Annotated in this window: 14 protein-coding genes and 2 pseudogenes; 8 read left to right on the top strand and 8 right to left on the bottom strand. The window is 66.4% G+C overall.

Annotation, left to right across the window (positions count from 1 at the left end; genetic code table 11):
• Nucleotides 1-7 precede the first annotated feature (7 nt).
• The 6 genes from QFZ47_RS28680 to QFZ47_RS28705 form a co-directional block, all read right to left on the bottom strand.
• Entirely contained in the window at nt 8-739 is a 732-nt protein-coding gene (locus QFZ47_RS28680) for a mechanosensitive ion channel family protein (protein ID WP_307658848.1), read from the bottom strand.
• A gap of 76 nt (nt 740-815) precedes the next feature.
• Entirely contained in the window at nt 816-4,145 is a 3,330-nt protein-coding gene (treS, locus tag QFZ47_RS28685; RefSeq protein WP_307658849.1) for a maltose alpha-D-glucosyltransferase, read from the bottom strand.
• 10 nt (nt 4,146-4,155) lie between these two features.
• Entirely contained in the window at nt 4,156-6,207 is a 2,052-nt protein-coding gene (locus QFZ47_RS28690) for an alpha-1,4-glucan--maltose-1-phosphate maltosyltransferase (RefSeq protein WP_307658850.1), read from the bottom strand.
• Nucleotides 6,204-8,102, bottom strand: coding sequence for a 1,4-alpha-glucan branching protein GlgB (gene glgB / locus QFZ47_RS28695; RefSeq protein ID WP_307658851.1), 1,899 nt, complete (start codon nt 8,100-8,102; stop codon nt 6,204-6,206). Before glgB ends, QFZ47_RS28690 begins: the two co-directional genes overlap by 4 nt.
• Nucleotides 8,103-8,298: 196 nt before the next feature.
• Complete coding sequence (locus QFZ47_RS28700) at nt 8,299-8,619, bottom strand: hypothetical protein (protein WP_307658852.1); 321 nt, start codon at nt 8,617-8,619, stop codon at nt 8,299-8,301.
• 106 nt (nt 8,620-8,725) lie between these two features.
• The gene (locus QFZ47_RS28705) at nt 8,726-9,082 is read right to left on the bottom strand and encodes a hypothetical protein (protein WP_307658853.1); all 357 of its coding nucleotides are present in this window, start codon (nt 9,080-9,082) and stop codon (nt 8,726-8,728) included.
• A gap of 263 nt (nt 9,083-9,345) precedes the next feature.
• Between QFZ47_RS28705 and QFZ47_RS28710 the strand changes: the two genes are divergently transcribed.
• The 5 genes from QFZ47_RS28710 (at nt 9,346) to QFZ47_RS28730 (ending at nt 12,804) form a co-directional block, all read left to right on the top strand.
• Nucleotides 9,346-9,783, top strand: a complete 438-nt coding sequence (locus QFZ47_RS28710) for an Hsp20/alpha crystallin family protein (protein ID WP_307658854.1) — start codon at nt 9,346-9,348, stop codon at nt 9,781-9,783.
• 34 nt (nt 9,784-9,817) lie between these two features.
• Nucleotides 9,818-10,231 carry an Hsp20/alpha crystallin family protein gene (locus QFZ47_RS28715; protein ID WP_307658855.1) on the top strand — a complete coding sequence of 138 codons (414 nt, stop codon included), beginning with the start codon at nt 9,818-9,820 and terminating at the stop codon, nt 10,229-10,231.
• Between the two features lie 34 nt (nt 10,232-10,265).
• On the top strand, nt 10,266-10,604 hold the full coding sequence (locus QFZ47_RS28720; protein WP_307658856.1) for a hypothetical protein: 339 nt from the start codon (nt 10,266-10,268) through the stop codon (nt 10,602-10,604).
• Nucleotides 10,605-10,780: 176 nt separating this feature from the next.
• The gene (locus QFZ47_RS28725; protein ID WP_307658857.1) at nt 10,781-11,446 is read left to right on the top strand and encodes a phosphoribosyltransferase; all 666 of its coding nucleotides are present in this window, start codon (nt 10,781-10,783) and stop codon (nt 11,444-11,446) included.
• A gap of 11 nt (nt 11,447-11,457) precedes the next feature.
• Entirely contained in the window at nt 11,458-12,804 is a 1,347-nt protein-coding gene (locus tag QFZ47_RS28730; RefSeq protein WP_307658858.1) for an erythromycin esterase family protein, read from the top strand.
• A gap of 29 nt (nt 12,805-12,833) precedes the next feature.
• Here QFZ47_RS28730 and QFZ47_RS28735 read toward each other — a convergent pair whose 3' ends face one another.
• Complete coding sequence (locus QFZ47_RS28735) at nt 12,834-14,198, bottom strand: alpha-amylase family glycosyl hydrolase (protein ID WP_307658859.1); 1,365 nt, start codon at nt 14,196-14,198, stop codon at nt 12,834-12,836.
• 25 nt (nt 14,199-14,223) lie between these two features.
• Nucleotides 14,224-14,445, bottom strand: a pseudogene (locus QFZ47_RS28740) (alpha-amylase family glycosyl hydrolase); the annotation flags it as partial.
• 60 nt (nt 14,446-14,505) lie between these two features.
• Here QFZ47_RS28740 and QFZ47_RS28745 point away from each other — a divergent pair.
• The 3 genes and pseudogenes from QFZ47_RS28745 to QFZ47_RS28755 all read left to right on the top strand — a co-directional run bounded on the left by QFZ47_RS28745 (nt 14,506) and on the right by QFZ47_RS28755 (nt 21,383).
• On the top strand, nt 14,506-16,170 hold the full coding sequence (locus QFZ47_RS28745; protein ID WP_307658860.1) for an alpha-amylase family protein: 1,665 nt from the start codon (nt 14,506-14,508) through the stop codon (nt 16,168-16,170).
• 109 nt (nt 16,171-16,279) lie between these two features.
• A complete protein-coding gene (locus QFZ47_RS28750) occupies nt 16,280-19,363 on the top strand; it encodes a sensor domain-containing diguanylate cyclase (RefSeq protein WP_370880653.1) in 3,084 nt (1,027 codons plus the stop codon).
• Nucleotides 19,364-19,471: 108 nt separating this feature from the next.
• Nucleotides 19,472-21,383 (top strand): annotated as a pseudogene (locus QFZ47_RS28755) (GspE/PulE family protein).
• Nucleotides 21,384-21,385: the final 2 nt, after the last annotated feature.

Raw genomic sequence — 21,385 nt, forward strand, 5'->3', positions numbered from 1 at the left:
AGAAATCTCAGCGCGGCGGGCGCTCGTCGGGCGGGCCGCCCTTGTGGACGCTGTTGCTGTTGCCGTTGTCCTTCGGCAGCCGGGGCCACCAGCGTTCGATCTGCTCGGCCGCCCAGTCCTTGCCTGCAAGGCCGAAGGCCAGCGCCAGCGCAAACACCACGCCCGCCAGCACCACCAGGAAGCTTTCGCGCACGATGTCGCCGCCCACCTTGACCTGGTCCAGCGCAATCAGGATGACGAAGGCCATGACCGCATAGCGCGCGATCTGCCCCAGCAGCATGGCGTCGCGCAGCTGCGCGCCCCGAAAGTAGCTCGACACCGCCTCTCCCACGAAGCGGGCAAAGTACGAACCGAAGGCCAGCACCAGCAGGGCCACGAAAAGGTTGGGCACGAACCACACCACGCGCCCGAGCAGGTCGGCGATGTAGCTCAGGCCCATGCCGTTGAACGCCAGCAGCAGCGCCGCAAAGATCACCAGCCAGTAGGCCAGCACGCCGAACAGGCTGCTGGTGTCGCCCGGCCATCCGCCCTGGCGCAGGAAGTTGTCCAGCCCGGCGCGCTCGGTCAGCACGTTGAAGTTGATGGCGCGCAGCGCCTTGGTGACCGCAAAGCGCACCGTCTTGGCGATGAGCCAGCCGGCCAGCACCACCACCAATGCAATCGCCAGGCGGGGCACGAAGGCCCCGACCTGGTAGAGCATCGCGTTCAGCGGCTCCAGGTGAATGCCGAATCGGTCCATGTTTCTCTCCGGTGCGTGATTGCGGTTGCGGTTGCGGTGGCGGTGGCGAACGAAGGCGGCGAATGCGGTGCAAGCATCAACCGGGCCGCTCCACCTGCAGCAGCGCGAGCACGCCGTTCAGCGGCACCTGCGCCCAGTCGATGCGGTTGTTGAGCTCGTAGCGCAGCTCGTACAGCGCCTTCTCGATCTCGAACAGCGCGAGCAGGTCGGTGTCGATGCGGGCGCCTTCTTCTCCCGAGCCGGCTTCCGTGTAGCCGTCCAGGAAGGCCTGGCGTGCCGACTGCTCCCAGGCGGCGGCGGGCGGCCCCAGGTAGGCGGCCTCCTCCACGTTCTGCGCCACGCGACGCAGGGCGGACCAGCGCGCGTAGTTGAACGAACGCAGCATGCCGGCCACGTCGCGCAGCGGCGAACCCTTGGCGCGGCGCTCGTCGAAGCTGCGCGCCGGCTCGCCTTCGAAGTCGATGATCACGAAGTCGTTGTCCCGCAGCAGCACCTGCCCCAGGTGGTAGTCGCCGTGGTAGCGGCTCTTGATGCCGCCGTGCGCCTGCGGCGTGCGTGCGGCAATGGCCTCCTGCAGCGCAGCCTCCATCGCGAGCAGGGCCTGGGCGTCGGGCTGCGCAAGCGCCGGCAGCTGGCCCAGCCTTTCGCGCAGCAGCGCCAGCGTGTTGGCGGCGTCCGCGCGGGCCTGCTCCGAATAGCGGGCGATGTCGTCGGCCACCAGCGGCTCGGGGTCGAAGGCCGCCGCGCCGGTGCGCCGCGCCAGCGCCCGGTGCAGCTCGGCCGTGCGCCGGCCCAGTGTTTCCATGAGCGCGAGAAAGCCGCCATGCACGGCCATCGGGTTCGGCAGCGTGCCGTCGGTGGTGGCAAAGTCGCGCAGGAAGCGCTCCAGGTAACCCAGCGTGTGGTCCCAGCCGTCGCCCTGGTTCGACACATAGGACTGCACCATGGCCAGCGTCATGGTGCGGCCGTCGTTGCCGGTGTATTCGAGCGCGCCCAGCACCGGAACGCAGTGCGGATATCTGGCGACCTCGGTCAGGAAGCGGCCCATCTCCAGCTCGGGGTTCAGGCCCTCGCGCAGGTGGCGATAGCCCTTGAGGAACAGGGTCTCGTCCAGCGTCACCACGGTGTTGCTGCTCACGCCGCTGGGCCGCCCCACCGGCAGGCTGGCGATGTCGGCCTCGACATCGGCAAAGGCGGCTGTCGCGCGGAACGCGAGCCGCCCGTTCGCTGTTTCCAGTTCCATGCCGCCGCGAATGGCCTGCACCAGCGCGCGGCAAAAAGCTTCGTCGTAGAACGCATCGCCCATCAAGCCCACTTGCGCCTGCTGCCGCACCTTGGCGATCGCCGCCTGCGCGACGCCGGCCATGCGCTCCTCGTCGCGCTCTTCCCAGGCCAGCGCCAGCGGCATGAAGTAGGTGGCGCCGCCGGGCGGCCCGTCGAGTTCGAGCAGCGGCAGCATCCAGCTGAGCGGCCCCACCTCCCACATGGCGTGGTCCGCCAGCCGCGCGCGTTCGATGGCGGTTCCCTTCGACGCATACCAGCGCTGGATCTCGATGTGGCGCGGGAGGATTTCGGTTTCGAACTGGGCGCGCATGCGCTCCGACATGCCGATGCGCCACGGCATCACGCGCTCGCGGAAGAAGCTGGTCCAGCCGTCGAACAGCACCAGCGTGGGCCACTCCTGCAGCGCCACGCCCTCCTGGTGCCAGCTGGGCATTTCGGCATCCGACGTGAGCCTGAACCAGTAGAAGCCGTACGAGGCCAGCGTGAGCAGGTACGGCAGCTCGCCAATGGGCGGGAACGGCGCGCGGCCCAGCATCTCGATGGGCACGCGGCCCTTGAAGGCCGACAGGTCCAGCTCCACCGGCTGCGCGGCGCGCGACAGGTTGAACACCGTGAGGATGATGTCCTGGTCGTACTCGCTCAGGTAGGCCAGGATCTTGCGGTTGCCCGGCTTCAGGAAGCGCCGCTTGCCGCGGCCGAAGGCGTGGCTGGTCTTGCGCACGGCCAGCATGCGCTTGGTCCAGTTGAGCAGCGAACTGCTGTCGCGCGCCTGCGCCTCCACGTTGAGCGCCTCGTAGCCGAACATCGGGTCCATGATGGGCTGCAGGTACAGGCGCTGCGGATCGGCGCGCGAGAAGCCGGCGTTGCGGTCGGGGCTCCACTGCATGGGCGTGCGCACGCCGTTGCGGTCGCCCACGAACACGTTGTCGCCCATGCCGATCTCGTCGCCGTAGTAGATGATGGGCGAGCCGGGCATCGACAGCAGCATGCCGTTCATGAGCTTCACGCGGTCGATGTCGTTTTCCATCAGCGGCGCCAGGCGCCGGCGGATGCCCAGGTTGATGCGCGCGCGCAGGTCGGCCGCGTACATGGTGTACATGTAGTCGCGCTCCTTGCTGGTCACCATCTCGAGCGTGAGCTCGTCGTGGTTGCGCAGGAAGATGGCCCACTGGCAGCCCTCGGGGATGTCGGGCGTCTGCGCCATGATCTCGACGATGGGATGCCGGTCTTCCTGCGCAATGGCCATGTACATGCGCGGCATCAGCGGAAAGTGGTACGCCATGTGGCATTCGTCGCCGTCGCCGAAATACTCGCGCACGTCTTCCGGCCACATGTTGGCTTCGGCCAGGAGGAAGCGGTTCTTGTACTGCGCGTCGATGGCGGCACGCACCTTCTTGATCACCGCGTGGGTCTCGGGCAGGTTCTCGTTGCTGGTGCCGTCGCGCTCCACCAGGTAGGGAATGGCGTCCAGGCGGAAGCCGTCCACGCCCATGTCGAGCCAGAAGCGCATCACCTTGAAGATGGCTTCGAGCACCGCGGGGTTGTCGAAGTTGAGATCCGGCTGGTGGCTGAAGAAGCGGTGCCAGTAGTAGGCCTTGGCCACCGGGTCCCAGGCCCAGTTGGAACTCTCGGTGTCGGTGAAGATGATGCGCGTGCCCTGGTAGATCTGGTCGGTGTCGCTCCACACGTAGAAGTCGCGCTCGGGCGAGCCGGCCGGCGCGCGGCGCGCGGCCTGGAACCACGGGTGGTCGCTCGAGGTGTGGTTGATGACCAGCTCGGTGATCACCCGCAGGCCGCGTTCGTGCGCAGCCTCGAGCATCTCGCGGAAGTCGTCCAGCGTGCCGTACTGCGGGTTCACGTCTTCGTAGGCCGAGATGTCGTAGCCGTCGTCGCGCAGCGGCGATGGATAGAAAGGCATCAGCCAGATGGTGTTGACGCCCAGCTCCTTCACGTAGTCGAGCTTGGCCGTCACGCCCTTGAAGTCGCCGATGCCGTCGTTGTTGGAGTCGAAGAACGCCTTGACGTTGAGCTGGTAGATCACCGCGTCGCGATACCAGAGCGGGTCGTCGCTGATGTCGATCTCTACCGTTTCGAGCGCAATGTGGGAGACAGGGGCGTTCATCGTTGCGGCCTCACAGGAAGTAGTCGAAGTCGCGCTCGTCGCCGTGGCGCCGCCTCACGACGAAGATGTGCGCGGGCACGCTGTGCGGATCGAGCTTGACGTAGTGCCAGCCGCCCTGCCAGGTGAAGCGCTGACCGCTGAGCAGGTCGTGCATCTGGAATGCGCGCGAACGATCGACGCCCACGCTCTCCGGATCGAATTCGAGCCACCCCGACTGCACGTTGTGCGGATCGAGGTTGACCACGGTCACCACCACGTTGTCGCCGCTCTCCGACACCTTGGCATAGGCCAGCAACTGCTCGTTGTCGATCCGCAGGAAGCGCAGGCCGCGGTCCCGGTGCAGCGCCGGGTTCTCGTGGCGGATGCGGTTCACCCGGGTGATGAACGGCGCCAGGCTGTCGGGGTCGTCGTGGTTCCAGTGGCGCAGCTGGTACTTTTCGGAATCGAGGTATTCCTCGCTGCCGGGCGAGCGCGGCCGGTGCTGGCGCAGTTCGTAGGCCGGCCCGTAGATGCCGTAGTTGGCCGACAGCGTGGCGGCAAGCACCAGCCGCGCCATGTACACCGAGGCTTCGCCGCCCTGCAACTGCTCGTGCAGGATGTCGGGCGTGTTGGGCCACACGTTGGGCCTGAAGTAGTCCACGCCCGGCGGCGTGGAAAGCTCGGTGAAGTACTCGATGAGCTCCTGCTTGGTGTTGCGCCAGGTGAAGTAGGTGTAGGACTGCGAGAAGCCCAGCTTTGCCAGCCGGTGCATCACCTTGGGCCGCGTGAAGGCCTCGGCAAGGAAGATCACCTCCGGGTGCTCGCGCCGGATCTCGCCGATGGTCCATTCCCAGAACGCGAAGGCCTTGGTGTGCGGGTTGTCGACGCGGAAGATGCGCACGCCCTCGCCGATCCAGTGCTCGATCACGCTGCGCAGCTCGGCCCACAGGCCGCGCCAGTCCTCGCTCTCGAAGTTGAAGGGATAGATGTCCTGGTACTTCTTGGGCGGGTTCTCCGCGTACTGCACGCTGCCGTCGGGGCGCCAGCGGAACCAGTCGGGGTGCGCCTTCACATAGGGATGGTCGGGCGCGCATTGGAAGGCGATGTCCAGCGCAACCTCCAGGCCGTGCGAGGCGGCCTGCGCGCAGAGGCGGCGAAAGTCTTCCGCCGTGCCCAGCGCCGGAAGAATGGCCTTGTGGCCGCCCTCGGCCGCGCCGATGGCCCAGGGGCTGCCGACGTCGTCGGCGCCGCCGGCCAATGCGTTGTTGGGGCCCTTGCGCTGCAGGCGGCCGATGGGATGGATCGGCGGAAAGTAGAGCACGTCGAAGCCCATGGCCGCGATTGCCGGCAGCCGGGCCTCCACGTCCTTGAAGGTGCCGTGCACGCCGGGTGTGGCACTGGCCGAGCGCGGGAACAGTTCGTACCAGGTGCTGAAGCGCGCGCGCTCGCGTTCGGCCTCCAGCGGCAGCTCGAGAGAAAAGCGCACCTCGTGCCGCCGGTCGGGATGCCGGCGCGCCAGCATCGCAAGCTCTTCGTCCAGCGCCAGCGCCTTGAGCGCCGACACATCCGCCCCGGGGTCGGCGGCCACGGCATCGAGCTCGGTAGCCCAGTTGGCGAGCGCCTGCCGGTCCGCACCCTCGGCCCGCTCGGCCGCGCCGGCCACCTCCAGCGCGCCCACCTGCGATGCGATGCGCACATCGTCGGGGTCCACGCGGCGCGTCATTTCATGGCGCCACGACTCGAAGGGATCGACCCAGGCCACCACGGTGTAGAGGTAGCGCCCGAGCGCCGGCGGCGCGAACGATGCCTCCCACACGTCGTTGACGAGCGGCTTCATCGGCACTTCGCGGAACTCGTTCTTGCCGTGCGGACGCCAGCACAGCTGCACGCGCAGCACGTCGTGGCCGTCGGTGAAGCAGTGCGCCTTCACCTGCACCCTTTCGCCGACGATGCACTTGACTGCGAAGCGGCCGTTGTCCACCGACGGCAGCACGGCATCGATGACCGCGCGCCGGTTGCCATCGCGCACGTCGGGCACCACGGAAGACGCGGACGCCTGGGAGGTTGCGAACAGTTTCTTCATGATGGCCGGTGCTCGAGAATCAGCGTGGACAGCGGCGGCAGGGTCATGCATACCGAGTGCATGCGGCCATGCGAACGCACGGGCGCGGCCTCGACGCCGCCAAGGTTGCCCCAGCCCGCGCCGCCGAACTCGACGGCATCGGTGTTGACGAGCTCGCTCCAGAAGCCTGGCAGCGGCACGCCCAAGAGGTAGTTGGTGCGCGGCACCGGCGTCATGTTGCTAACCACCAGCAGCGGCGGATGGCCGTCGCGAGGCTTGCGCAGGAAGGCGAACACACTGGCCTCGGCGTCGTCGGCCGCGATCCATTCGAAACCCGATGCGGAAAAATCCTGCTGGTAGAGCGCGGGCGCGCCGCGGTACACGCGGTTGAGCTGCGCCACCAGCCGCTGCAGGCCGCCGTGCCCTTCGAGATCGCAGACCCACCATTCGAGCTCGCCGTCGTGCGTCCACTCGCGCCGCTGGCCGAACTCGCCCCCCATGAACAGCAGTTTCTTGCCCGGGTGCGCCCACATGAAGCCGAACAGTGCGCGCAGGTTGGCGAACTGCTGCCATTGGTCGCCCGGCATCTTGCCGAGCAGCGAGCCCTTGCCGTGCACCACTTCGTCATGCGACAGCGGCAGCACGAAGTTCTCGTGGAACGCATACACCAGCGAGAAGGTCATCTTGTGGTGGTGGTACTTGCGGTGGATGGGCTCTTCCTTCATGTAGGCAAGCACGTCGTGCATCCAGCCCATGTTCCATTTCTCGCCGAAGCCCAGCCCGTCCATGTCGGTCGGCCGCGAGACGCGCGGCCAGGCGGTCGATTCCTCGGCTACCGTGATCGTGTCGGGGTGCTCGCGGTAGACGGCGCGGTTCAGCGTACGCAGAAAGTCGATCGCTTCGAGGTTCTCGCGGCCGCCGTGGCGGTTGGGAATCCATTCGCCGTGCTGCCGCGCATAGTCGAGGTAGAGCATGGACGCGACCGCGTCGACGCGCAGCCCGTCGAGGTGGTACCTGTCGAGCCAGAACAGGCCCGACGACACCAGGAAGCTGCGCACCTCCGCGCGGCCGTAGTTGAAGATGCTGGAGTTCCACTCCGGGTGAAAGCCCTGGCGCGGATCAGCATGCTCGTAGAGGTGCGTGCCGTCGAAGTACGCGAGCCCGTGCTCGTCGGTCGGAAAGTGCGAAGGCACCCAGTCCAGCAGCACGCCGATGCCGTTCTGGTGCAGATGATCGACCAGGTACATGAAGTCCTGCGGAGAGCCAAAGCGCGACGTGGGCGCAAAGTAGCCGGTGGTCTGGTAGCCCCAGGAGCCGTAGAAGGGATGCTCCGTCACGGGCATGAGCTCCACGTGCGTGAAGCCCATGTCCTTCATGTAGGCCGCGAGTTCATGCGCGATCTCGCGGTAGCCCATGAACCGGCCATCGCGGCGCCGCCATGAGCCCAGGTGCACCTCGTAGACCGACATCGGCGCATCGAGCGCATTGCGCGCGGCCCGCGTGGCCATCCATTCGGCGTCGCTCCAGTCGTAGGAAAGTTCGCAGACGCGCGAAGCCGTGGCGGGCGGCAGCTCGGCGCAGAACGCGAACGGATCGGCCTTGTCGACCACGTAGCCACCAAAGCGCGAGCGAATGCGGTATTTGTAGGCCTGGCCCGGCGCCGCATGGGGTGCGCGGCCCAGCCAGATGCCCGTGCCGTCCGCGGACGGGGCCAGCGGATCGGCATCGCCGGACCAATGGTTCCAGTCGCCGACCACCGCCACCGATTCCGCGTTGGGCGCCCACACCGCGAAGCGCGCGCCGCCCTCCTTCAGAAGATGGCAACCCAGGAGGTCGTACAGGCGGGAATGCGTTCCTTCGCGGAACAGGTAGGCGTCTTGCGCCTCAGGCTCTGAAAGCAGTTGGGTCACTGGCACCGGTGTTCCTTGCTTGCATGAAGGCCAGCGACCGGGTGTCCAACGGAACACGCTTTCGGCATCTACAAGGCCTGAGCACACAATTTGCAAAGAATCCGCGCGCAGCGGGTAAGGCTTAAACCCCCTTGCCGTGTCGGAGAGTTGCCCATAACGCGATCAGGGACGAAAAATGGCCGCGCACCGCGCGCGGCTCATTTCAGGCTGCAAGCGGCGTCGGCCGCAACGCGGCTTGCGCGCCCCCGGATCTTGGAGGGATGCGCCGAGAAAAGTCGTCCACGGTCAGGACGATGGGCTGGTTCGGGTTCGCGCGGTACCGCTTGAGCGCGGCGGCGCCAATGACATCGAAGTGCGCCCTGCAGGTTTCCAGCAGGCGGTCGCCCAGGTTCCGGGTACCGAACACGTCGTGCAGGGTTTCCTCTGAAATCTGCCCGATGATCCGTGCACCATCGTGGCCGTCCGGGTAGATCGCGAAGCGGACGGCCGCCGTGTCAAAGCAGTAGATGCCTTCGAAGTCCATGTCTGTCTCCTGATGAATTCTTTCGATTGCATGAGCGAATCGGATTCAGCGCGGACCCATGCATCCGGCGGCATGGATTTGCGCGCATGTTCAGGAAGGATGCAGCCTACAAGCCTCGGGTGGAATGGGAGTCGTGGCCGCGCGCAGGTAAGACTTGCTGCAATGCATGTCCGAAGCGCTTGCCGCCAAGCCAGTTCTTCAGGCCTGGGTGGCGGCGTTTTGTCTGCGGCAACTCGCCCGGATAGCGGATCCGCGCGAGTTCCTCGCGTCCTTTTTCGGTGATGGCCAGCACCTGCGCCGCGGGCTCGCTGCCCGCCAGCTTCAGGGGATCGGCCGGCGCCGGAATCAATGCAATCACGAGCCCCGCCTGGCGAAGGATCCTGACCTCGTCGATCTCCTTGGGCGTGCGGAAAGACATGGGCAGGCGGGATGCGGCAATCTGCTTGAGCAGGTCCATCGGCATGACAAATCTCCTTCAGGTCTGGAATGGCGATTGACGATTTCGACGAGGATCGATCTAGGTCCGCCCAGCGCACGTTCAAGAGACCCGGAGCCGAGTTTTTTCAATCGCAACGCCTGCTCTCATAGTGCTCGAGCGATCGGTTTTCCGCTGCGGGCATCCCCCTCTTGAAACCCCGCCGCCAGCACCTATTTCGCTGATCGGAAGCGCTGGAGATGCACGCCTGCGGCGCACCGTTCAACTTGTTCTTCAATGGAGGTTTCGCCATGTACCGATCCTTGTTTCCGCGCGACATGTTTGCAGAGATGGATCGCCTGCAGCGCGAGATGCAGCAGGCCTTCGATCTGTCTCCGACCATCCGGGGCTTCGGCCGCAACGGCTTTCCGGCCCTGAACATCGGCGGCACGCCCAAGACCGTGGAGGTCTACGCGTTCGCGCCCGGCGTCGACCCGTCCAGCCTCGAAGTCAACCTGGAGCGCGGCCTGCTCACCATTGCCGGCCAGCGCATCAACAACCTGCCCGGGTCCAACGCCAAGGCAGCCGTGCACATCAACGAGCGCTTCGAGGGCTCGTTCCGCCGCGTGCTCACGCTGCCCGACGATGCCGACCCCGACGCCGTGACCGCCAAGTACCGCGACGGCGTGCTGCACATCACCGTGCAGCGCCGCGCTTCTTCGCAGCCCCGGCGCATTTCCGTTCAGTGATGACGGCGAAACGATGAAGAAAGGAGAGACGATCATGGAAAAAAGCACCACCACTTCGCCTCGCGTGGCCGAATCGAAGGAGCTCGCGCGCAAGGACGACAGCTCGCGCTACAGCGACGCCGCGCTCACTCCGCCGGTGGACGTGGTCGAGGACAGCGGCGGCATCACGCTCTTTGCCGACCTGCCGGGCGTCTCGCGCGACAAGCTCAGCCTGCAAGTCGCCTCCGACACGCTGACCATCGACGCCGAGTCCGGGCTCTCGGTGCCCGAGGGACTGGAATCGAGCCACACGGAGGTGGGCCTGGCACGCTTTCGCCGCGTCTTCACGCTCAGCAAGGAGCTCGACACCAACGCCATCTCGGCCGAGCTTTCGCAGGGCGTGCTGAAGCTGCGCATTCCCAAGGCCGAACACGCCCAGCCGCGGCGCATCGAGATCCAGGCCGCCTGAGCGAGGCGCGCAGCATGTGCTCCGGAGGTGAAAGATGAGCGGCACCGAGTGCCTCGCGCGCCTGCGCGCCGACGCCGCAGCCCTGAGCCCGCGCGCCGCGCACATCGCGCTGGCGCTCCTGCCCGCCGTCGATCACCTGCCGGATGCATGGAAGGCGGGCCTGCGCAAGACCCTGACCCACCGCGCCGGCGCGGCCGCGCCGCTCTCCCCCATCGAGTTCGACGCGATCCGCGTGACCGCGGCCAGCCTTCCGCATGCATACCCCGAATGGGTGGTTACCGACCCCGAGCATCCGAAGGCGCGGGAACTGATCGTGAATGCATGGCGGGAGGCGGAGCGGCGCGGGCGGGGTGGGTTGGGGGCTGGAACCTGACGGGTACTCGTATTGCGCGTTTGGAGGCGAACACCACCTGTTTACAGCGCGACCCGTTGCCAACCGCCTCGCTTCCAGACGACTGTTGGCAGTTCACGCCTACGCCGATGTGAGCATCCCCCTACAGCCACCGTGCGCCAGCAAGAAATAAGGTGGCCGCAAGGACATTCGAGAAAATGGCGTTCGAGTCTTTCAGAAACCGGCAGCAGGCAGGCCGCGCGCTCGCCCGGAGGTTGGCAAGCTATGCCAAAAGGCCGGATGTGATCGTGCTGGCCCTGCCGCGCGGCGGCACGCCGGTGGCGTACGAAGTGGCCAAGGCGCTGCACGCCCCGCTCGACGTGCTGGTGGTGCGCAAGCTGGGCGTGCCGGGGCACGAGGAGTTCGCCATGGGTGCCATTGCGGGCGGCGGCGAGCGGGTGCTGGACAATGACCTCGTGCGCGAACTCGGCATCGGCGCGAAGGAAGTCGACGAAGTCGTACGCAACGAGCAATACGAGCTCGAACGGCGCGAGCACACCTACCGCGGCAATCGGCCTGCGCCCGACCTGCATGGCCGCATCGCCATCCTGGTGGACGACGGCCTTGCCACCGGTTCGACGATGCGCGTGGCCGTTCGCGCAGTGCGCCGGCAGTCACCGGCACGTGTCGTGGTTGCCACCCCCGTCGCATCGACCGAAGCCTGCGCGCTGCTGCGCGAGGAAGCGGACGACGTGGTCTGCGCCGAAACACCGGAGCCCTTCCTCGGCGTGGGCCGCTGGTACCTGGATTTTTCGCAGACGAGCGACGAGGAAGTCTGCAGCCTGATCGAAGACGCCAATCATCATGGCGCGCTTCCAGCGTGAGGACATTGACGATGAAACCACCCCATACTTCGAAGGAGGCAGAGGCGCTGGGCATTGCGGCGCATCCGATGGACGGATCTTCCACCGACCATGACGCCCTGCTCGAGCTGATCGGCGATGCGCACTACGTGCTGCTCGGCGAAGCCTCGCACGGCACGCACGATTTCTACGCCGCGCGCGCGGACATCACGCGGCGCCTGCTGGCCGAGAAAGGCTTCAACGCGGTGGCCATCGAAGGCGACTGGCCCGATGCCTATCGCGTGAACCGTTATGTGCGGGGCGCCGGCGACGATGCCAATGCGCGCGACGCGCTCGCGGGCTTCCGGCGCTTCCCGACCTGGATGTGGCGCAACGAGGACGTCGCAAGCTTCGTCGAATGGCAGCGCGCCTTCAACGACGCGGGTCCGCCGCAGGGAAAGACCGGCTTCTACGGGCTGGACCTCTACAGCCTGCACGCCTCCATAGAAGCGGTGCTCGCCTACTTCGACCGCACCGACCCCGAGGCGGCGCGCAGCGCCCGCGAGCACTACGGATGCTTCGACCGCTTCGGCGATGGCGGGCAGGTCTACGGTCTGATGGCCGGCGTCGGCAACACGCCTTCATGCCAGCGGGAGGTGGTCGACATGCTGGTCGAGATGCGCCGCGCCGCCGCCGACGCATGGCGCAGCGGCAACGCGAGCAACGAGGAAGATGCCTTCAATGCCGAGCAGAACGCGCGCCTGATCAAGAACGCCGAGGCCTACTACCGCTCGATGTACCTGAGCGACGTGTCCTCCTGGAACCAGCGCGACCGCCACATGGTGGAAACGCTGGGCGAGATCGAGCGCCACCTATGGCGCGCGAGCGAACGTCCGAAGATCGTGGTGTGGGCGCACAACTCGCACCTGGGCGATGCGCGCGCCACCGAGATGGGCGAGCAGCGCGGGGAACTCAACGTCGGCCAGCTGGTGCGCGAACGCCAGGGCCGCGATGCGGTGCTGGTGGGCTGCACCACGCATACCGGCACCGTGATGGCGGCCTCCGACTGGGGCGCAGCCGCCGAACGCAAGCAGGTGGTTCCAGCGCGCGCCGACAGCTACGAGGGCCTCATGCACGAGACCGGCCTCGAGCGCTTCATGCTGCCCCTGCGCGGCGAGGGAAGCCACTTCTTCGCGTTGCGGGAGCCGCGGCTCGAGCGCGCCATCGGCGTCATCTACCGGCCCGAGACCGAACGGCAGAGCCACTATTTCTTCGCGCGGCTGCCGGTGCAGTTCGATGCACTGCTGCACTTCGACCGCAGCCGCGCGGTCGAACCGCTGGAGCGCGATGCGGCAGCAATGGACGCGGAGGTTCCTGAAACCTATCCATCGGGCCAGTAACCGCGCCCTTCACGCACTGCTCAGGCTGCTCAGTGCGTGACGATCACGCCTTCGAGCGGCTGCAGCACCAGCTCGCCAGCCACCGTTCCGGTCCGCTCCGTGTGGGTCGAGGCCAGCACCACCACTTCCGCTGGCAGCAGTTCGGGGTCCACCCTGGTCTCGGCGGTGGCGAAGTTCAGCAGCACGATCAGCCGCCTTGTTCCAGACGTTCTTGCATAGGCCAGCACGTCGGCGCCCGCATCGAGTTGCTCATGGCTTCCTTCGTGCAGCGCGGACTCGTGGCGACGCAGCGCGATGAGCCGCTTGTAGAGCTGCAGCATCGAGGCCGGATCGGCCAGCTGCGACTCCACGTTGCGCATGCCCCAGTCGCCGCCAAGGCGCAGCCATGGCGTGCCGTCGGTAAAGCCCGCGGCATGCGCGCGGCTCCACTGCATGGGCGTGCGCTGCGGATCGCGCCCGAGGCCCTTGCCTGGTTCGTTCTTCTCGAACGGGTCCTGCACTTCGCCGGGCGGAATGGGAACGTCGGTCAGGCCGATCTCGTCGCCGTAATAGAGCGTGGGTGTGCCGCGCAGCGTCAGGAGCAGCATCGCCGCGAGCCGCGCGCGCTCCTGGCCCACGCGGCTCGCGATGCGCGGCTTGTCGTGGTTGCCGAGCACCCAGTTGGGCGCCGCGCCATGTGGCAATGCGGCTTCGTAGGTGCGCACGATGCGGTCGATCTCGACGGCATGCCACGGCGCCGCGATGAGCTGGAAGTTGAACGGCAGTTGCACGCCCTGCAGCAGGCCTTCGGACGTGAGTCCGTAGTAGGCCATGAGCCGCTCGAGCGGAAGATAGAGTTCGCCGATCAGTACCCTGGCCGACGCCTCGTCGCTGAACGCATCGACCACGCGGCGCAACTCGGCGACGATCTCCTGCATCTCGGGGCGGTCCGTCGTGTAGAGCGCAAGCAGCTGGTGCGAGGGGTCCTGCCCCGGCTGGAAGGACGGGTTCGGCGGGTTGTCGCGGAACTGGTCGTCCTTGACGAGGTGGTACAGCACGTCGATGCGAAAGCCATCCACCCCGCGCCGCAGCCAGAAGCGCAGCACCTCGTACATCGCCTCGCGCACCTCGCGATTGCGCCAGTTGAGGTCGGGCTGTTCCTTCAGGAAGGAGTGGCAGTAGTACTGGCCGCTCGCTTCGTCGAAGGTCCATGCCGGACCGCCGAAATTGCTGAGCCAGTTGTTCGGCGGGCCGCCATCCGGCGCCGGGTCGCGCCAGAGATACCAGTCGCGCTTGGGGCTGGTACGCGAGGCGCGGCTCTGCACGAACCACGGGTGCTGGTCGGAGGTGTGGTTGGGCACGAAGTCCAGCACCAGCTTCAAGCCCGCGCGCCCCGCATTCCGCCGCGAGCGCATCGAAGTCTTCGAGCGTGCCGAAGCGCGGATCGATGTTGCAGTAGTCGGATATGTCGTACCCGAAGTCGGCCATTGGTGAGGGGTAGATCGGCGATATCCAGACGGCATCCACGCCAAGCTCGACCAGATAATCGAGCCGCTTGCGGATGCCGCGCAGGTCGCCGATGCCGTCTCCATCGCTGTCCTGGAACGAACGCGGATAGATCTGATAGACGATTCCGTTCTTCCACCAAGCATCGGCCGACATCGAGTTTCCTTTCGTGTGTTCCGTGTTTGCGAGGTTCCGATCTTCAGGAGGTTCCCCGGCATGATCAACGACCTTTGGTACAAAAACGCCGTGGTGTATTGCCTCTCCGTAGGAACCTTCATGGACTCCAACGGCGACGGCTGCGGCGACTTCGAGGGGCTGACACGGCGGCTGGAGTATCTTCACGGCCTGGGTGTCACCACCTTGTGGCTGATGCCCTTCCATCCTTCGCCGGGGCGGGACGACGGCTACGATGTTTCGGACTTTTACAACGTCGATCCCCGCTTCGGCACGCTCGGCGACTTCGTCGAATTCACGCATTCGGCTTCGCGCCTGGGCATGCGCGTGCTGATGGACTTGGTGGTGAACCACACCTCGGACCAGCACCCGTGGTTCCAGCAGGCGCACAAGGACCGGAACTCAAAATATCACAACTGGTACGTATGGTCCGACAGGAAGCCGCCCCGCTACACCGATGGCGTGGTTTTCCCGGGCGTGCAGAAATCGACCTGGACCTTCGACAAGACCGCCAGGCGCTGGTACTTCCACCGCTTCTATGAATTCCAGCCCGACCTGAATACGGCCAACCCCGAAGTGCAGGCGGAGATCCTGAAGATCATGGGCTTCTGGACCCAGATGGGCGTGTCCGGTTTTCGCATGGACGCCGTGCCTTTCGTGATCGGCGCGAAGGGCGCGAGGGTCGTGCGCCCGACGGAGAAGTTCGACATGCTGCGGCAGTTCCGCGAGCTGCTCCAATGGCGCCGCGGCGATGCCATCATTCTTGCCGAGGCCAACGTGCTGCCCAGGACCAACATGGCCTACTTCGGCGACGAAGGCGAGCGGCTTCACATGATGTTCAACTTTCCGGTCAACCAGAACCTGTTCTACGCGATGGCTGTCGGCGACTCGCGGCCGCTGGCCAAGGCGCTCGAGGCCACCAGGGCGCGTCCTGCTACATCGCAATGGGGCATATTCCTGCGCAACCACGACGAGCTCGACCTGGGGCGCCTGCGGGCATCGCAGCGCCAGCGCGTGTTCGCCGCCTTCGGCCCCGAAAAGGACATGCAGCTGTACGACCGCGGCATACGCCGCAGGCTGGCACCGATGCTCGGCGGCAACCGGCGGCGCCTCGAACTGGCCTACAGCCTGATGCTCACATTGCCCGGCACGCCGGTGATCCGCTACGGCGACGAGATCGGCATGGGCGACGACCTGAGCCTGCCGGAGCGCAACTGCGCGCGCACGCCCATGCAGTGGTCCAACGAGCGCCAGGGCGGATTCACCACCTCATCGAAGCCGGTGCTTCCGGTGATCACGGGCGGCGCGTATGGTTTCGAGCACGTGAACGTGGCGGCGCAGCGGCGCGATCCCGATTCGATGCTCAACTGGATGGAGCGCGTCTTTCGCATGCGAAAGGAAGTGCCCGAGATCGGATGGGGCGACTTCGAGGTGATTCCGAACGAGGAGCGCGCGGTGCTCGTCATGCGCTACGAATGGCGAGGCAACGCGGCGGTCTTCGTCCACAACCTGGGCGACAGTCCGCTGGAGATAAAGCTCGGGGCCAGGACACTCGGCAGGCATGGCGGGCAGCTGATCAACCTGCTCTCGAACGCGCACAGCCGCGCCAACTCGAAGGGGAAGCACTGCATGCTTCTGGAGCCCTACGGCTACCGATGGTTCCGTGTCGGCCCGCTCGACTACCTGCTCAAGCGCGAGGAGATGTGAGGCGCGCCGTTGCCGCGCGGGCCATGGGGGATTGCGCGAAGCGGGGCGAGCTCCGCATCTGACACACTACATGCGCAGCGCGGACCCCTCGCGATGCACGTCCATGCCAATGAACTTACCTGGTCTTCGGAACATCCGCATCAGCCTGAACACTCGCTTGAGCCTCGGCGTTGCCGCGGTGGTGTTGGCGGCCACCTTCGCCATTGCGACGGTTGCCCTGCAGCTGGTCAAGACCAGCATGAAGGCCTCGATCGAAAGCGAAACGTTCGCGCGCCTGTCGGCCATTGCAAACACGGTAGGCCAGAAGTTCGTCAGCCGCCGCACCCTGCTGGAGACCTTCGCCGACAGCGTGGCATCGAACGAATTCCCGGATGCGGCGGCGTTGCAGGCCTTCCTCGAGCGGCATCCATCGCTTCGCAAAGCCTTCAGCAACGTTGCGTTCTTCACGGCCGACGGCGACCTGATCGCCAGCTTGAACGGAGCGCAGCAGCCCGGCAGGGTGAACATCAAGGACCGCCCGTACTTCCAGCAAACGATCGCCTCGCGGGCCGGCGTAATCTCCGAACCCTATCTCAACCGTCTGAGCGGCCTGGCGCAGATTGCCATGACCGAACCGGTGCAGGATGCCGCCGGCCATGTGAGGTACGTGATCTCGGGCGCCCTCAACCTGAACGACCGCAACATCCTGGGCGAGCTCGCCGACGTGAAGTTCGGCGAAACGGGTTATCTGTTCATCACCAGCACGGAAGGTGTCGTGATCGATCATCCGCGTACCGAGCGCATCATCAACCAGACGGGCTTGAAGGGGGTGGGCAATCCCGAGATCGAACGTCCGATCGAAGGCTACGAAGGCGCGGCCGAAGGCGTCAACCATGCCGGCGTGCACGGCCTGTATGCCTTCAAGCGCGTCCAGCAGACGAACTGGGTGCTGGGGTCCATGTATCCGAGCGCGGAGGCATTCGCACGGGTCGGCGCCATCGAGCGTTCGGCCTGGATCGGCACCGTGGTGCTCGCGATGTTCGCGGGGGCCATTGCAATGGGCCTGGTGCGCCGGCAGCTCAGGCCGCTCACGCATCTGCACCGGCATATGCTCGACGTGGACAACCCGGCCCTGGAAACGGCCGTGCCGCGCACCTATCCGCACGACGAGATCGGCGACATCGCGCGCACCTTCGACACGCTGATGCGGCAGCGCAAATCGAGCGAGAAGTTCCTGCGCGACATCACCGACAACCTCCCCGCGATGGTGTCGCATGTGGATGCGCAGGGCCGCTACACCTTCGTGAACGCCTCGCTGTGCAGGAAGTTCGACCGCGGCGCGGCCCAGCTGATCGGCCGCACGGCGCAGAACATCGGCGACGATGAAGCGGTGGATGCCGCCGTCCGGCGCGTGCTGGCCGGCGAGGCCGTCAGCTTCGAAAGCCGGGGCAAGGCCGAGCACGGCGATGAAGACCGCTACTTCCAGACCGAACTCATTCCCGACCGCGACCAGGCCGGCCAGATTCGCGGCTACTACGCCATGGCCTCCGACGTGACCGAGCGCAAGCGAATCGAATTCAGCCTGGCCCACAGCGAAGCCCAGGTTCGTGTCATTGCGGACAACATCCCTGCCCTGGTCTCGCACGTCGATTCGTCTCTCAGGTACACCTTCGTCAACGCACAGATCAGGGCGCTGCACACGGACAAGGCGCTGATTGGCCAATCGATGCCGGAGGTTCGCGGCCCCTCGGATTTCGCGGTGGTGGCGTCCGCGTACGAGCACGCGCTGGCCGGCGAAACGGTGGTCATCGAGAAAGCCGGCGATCCCGCGCTGGGCATCGGCAACCGGACCTTCAAGGCCCACTACATCCCCGACCGGGACGCGGACGGCGTGGTGCAGGGGGTGTTCGCCATGACCTTCGACATCACCGACGAGGTGAACATACGCAAGGCCCTGACCGAACAGGAGAAGCGCCTGCGCGACGTGACCGACAGCATCCCGGCGCTGGTGGGCTACTTCGACAGCAAGGAGAACTGCCTCTTCGTCAACAGCCGGGCCAGGCGAATGGCCGGCCTGGGCGACGGCCCGCTCGACGGCGTCACCCTGCGCTCGGCCCTGGGCAAGGCGGTGCACGGGCAGATCCGGCCCTATCTTCCGCTGGTGCGCGAGGGCAAGTCGGTGCGCTTTCCGATCCAGGCGCCGTTCGATGGAAAGGATGGCTATTTCCAGGTCAATCTGGTGGCCGACGTGGACCTGCAGGCCAACAAGCTCGTCGGCTTCTATCTCATGACCTTCAACATCACGGCGCTGAAGCGGGCGGAGCTGCGGCAGGCCGAGAGCGAAAGGCGCCTGCGCACCATCACCGACAACCTGCCGGCACTCATCACCTACATCGACCGCGACGAGAAGATCACCTTTGCCAATGCCACCTACCGCGAATGGCTCGGCGTGGAACCCGCCGGCATCCTGGGCCGCCACTTGAGCGAGGTCGCGGGCCCCGAACTCTATCTCTCGCGCAAGCCCATGATCGCGCATGCGCTGGCGGGCGAGCGCGTGGAGTTCGAGGCGCAGACCCGGACCCAGGGTGTCGACCGAACCACCCGCGTGAGCTACGTGCCCGACATCGGCCCCGACGGCAGCACGCGCGGCATCTTTTCGCTGAGCCTGGACATCAGCGCGTTGAAGGCGGTGGAGCGCAAGCTGAGCGACCTGGCACGGGTGGATACGCTCACCGGGCTCGCGAACCGGCTCGCCTTCAACGAGTTCCTGCCCGGCGCCATCGCCCGCGCGCAGCGTTCGGGCCATGCGCTGGCGGTGCTGTTTCTCGATGTGGATCACTTCAAGACCATCAACGACACGCTCGGCCATGCCACCGGGGACGGCGTGCTGGGGGAATATGCGCGGCGCCTGCTGGCCAGCGTGCGAACCACCGACACCGTGGCGCGCCTGGCCGGCGACGAGTTCGTGGTCGTGCTGGAGAGCGTGCACACGCGGGAAGCCGCCGTGGCCGTCGCGCGCAAGATCGTCCAGCAGGTCGGCACCGCCGCCTTCGAGGTGGACGGCCGCAGCCTGAAGGTCACGACCAGCATCGGCATCGCCTTCCACCAGGCGGCCGACGCCCCGGTCGGCGCCGCCGATCTGCTGGCGCGCGCCGACGCCGCGCTCTATCGCGCAAAGGCCGCGGGGCGCAACACCTTCGGCTTCTCCGATTGAGAACTTTGGTAGCCGTTGCGCATGCGTTCGTGCGCGGCAGCGGGCGCATCCCTGCTGACAAGCCCGCCCGGGCGGCCTCAGAATCCTCCTCACAGGAGAAATCACTTCATGTCCCCCACCGAAATCGTCACGCCCGAGCAATTGCTGCACGCACTGGAGGTTCAGAGCCACATGCCGATCCTGCGCATCGGCCAGGCCCTCATGGCCCTGGGCCTGCTCAACGAAGAGCAGCTGCGCGCCGGCCTGGCACAGCAGCAGCTCGACCGCAGCGTGCCGCTGGGCGAAACCCTGGTGCGCATGGCGCGTGGTGACGCGGGCCCAGCTGCAGACCGCGCTGGTGCGCAAGATGGGTTATCCGCTCGTGAACCTGCACGAGTTTCCGGTTGCCGTGGACGCCTTGCGCACCATCAGCCATGGCGTCGCGCGGCGCCTGCAGGTGATGCCGCTCATGGTCCATGAGGGACGCCTCATCCTCGCGATGGACGATCCGGCCAGCCGCCACGCGGCCGTCGACGAAGTGGAGTTCATCAGCCAGAAGAAGGTGGTGCCGGTGATCGGCGAATGCCTGGTGCTGGACACCGTGCTCTACAAGGCCTACGGCAAGATCGGCACCGAGTCGGCCGACCCGACCATCGTCCACGATCCCTCGCGGCCGCTCGACTTCGACATGGGCAGCGCCGGCACCGGAGCCGGCACCGGCACCAGCGACCTGCTGGTCACCCTCGAGAAGGAGCGTCCCGCGCCGGCCGTCGAGGAAGAAGGCATCGAGCAATCGGACAACTCGCTGGTGCGCATGATCAACAGCATGATCGTGGACGCGCACCGCGAAGGCGTGTCGGACATCCACATCGAAAGCTATCCGGGCAAGGAAAAGACCCGCATCCGGTTTCGCCGCGATGGGCGGCTGCACACCCACCTGGAGCTGCCGGCCAGCTACCGCAACGCGGTGGTAGCGCGCGTGAAGATCATGTGCGACCTGGACATCAGCGAAAAGCGCAAGCCCCAGGACGGCAAGATCAATTTCGCCAAATATTCGCCGCAGCACCGCATCGAGTTGCGCGTGGCCACCATTCCCACTGCCAACGGGCTGGAAGACGTGGTGATGCGCATCCTGGCTTCGGCCAAGCCTGTTGCGCTCGACAAGCTCGGGCTTTCGCCGCGCAATCTCTCGGAGCTCACCAAGGCCGTGGAGCGCCCCTACGGCATGGTGCTGTGCGTCGGGCCCACGGGTTCGGGCAAGACCACCACGCTGCATTCGGCACTGATGCACATCAACACGCCGGAGCGAAAGATCTGGACCGCCGAAGATCCGATCGAAATCACCCAGCCCGGCCTGCGCCAGGTGCAGGTGAACCCGCGCATCGACTGGACCTTTGCCAAGGCGCTGCGGGCCTTCGTGCGCGCCGATCCGGACGTGATCATGGTCGGCGAGATCCGCGATGAGGAAACGGCCCGTACGGCCATCGAGGCCTCGCTCACGGGCCACCTGGTGCTTTCCACGCTGCACACCAACAGCGCACCCGAAACCGTGACGCGGCTGCTGGACATGGGAATGGATCCCTTCAACTTCGCGGACTCGCTGCTCGCGGTGCTCGCGCAGCGGCTGGTGCGCCGCCTGTGCAGCCGTTGCGTCCAGAGCCGCCCCATGCGCCCCGAGGAGATCGAGGAGCTGCTGGCCGACTACATGCACGCGTTCGCGGGGCAGGAGGCGCCGACCGAACGCGAGGCCGTGCGCAGCACCTGGCACGGCCACCACAGCCGCGACGGCCAGCTGCTGGCCTTTGCGAGCCCCGGATGCACCCACTGCGACAACACCGGCTTCAGCGGCCGCGTGGGCATTCACGAACTGATGGTGATCTCCAGGACGCTGCGCCGCCTGGTGCAGAGCGGCGCCCGCGCCGAGGAACTGCAGGAAGCCGCAATGCGCGAAGGCATGCGCACCCTGCGCCAGGACGGCATCGACAAGGTCCTGTCGGGGCAGACCACCATCGAGGAGGTCCGTGCAACCAGCAATGCGTGAGG

Source organism: Variovorax paradoxus, assembly GCF_030815975.1.
Lineage (GTDB): Bacteria > Pseudomonadota > Gammaproteobacteria > Burkholderiales > Burkholderiaceae_C > Variovorax > Variovorax paradoxus_N.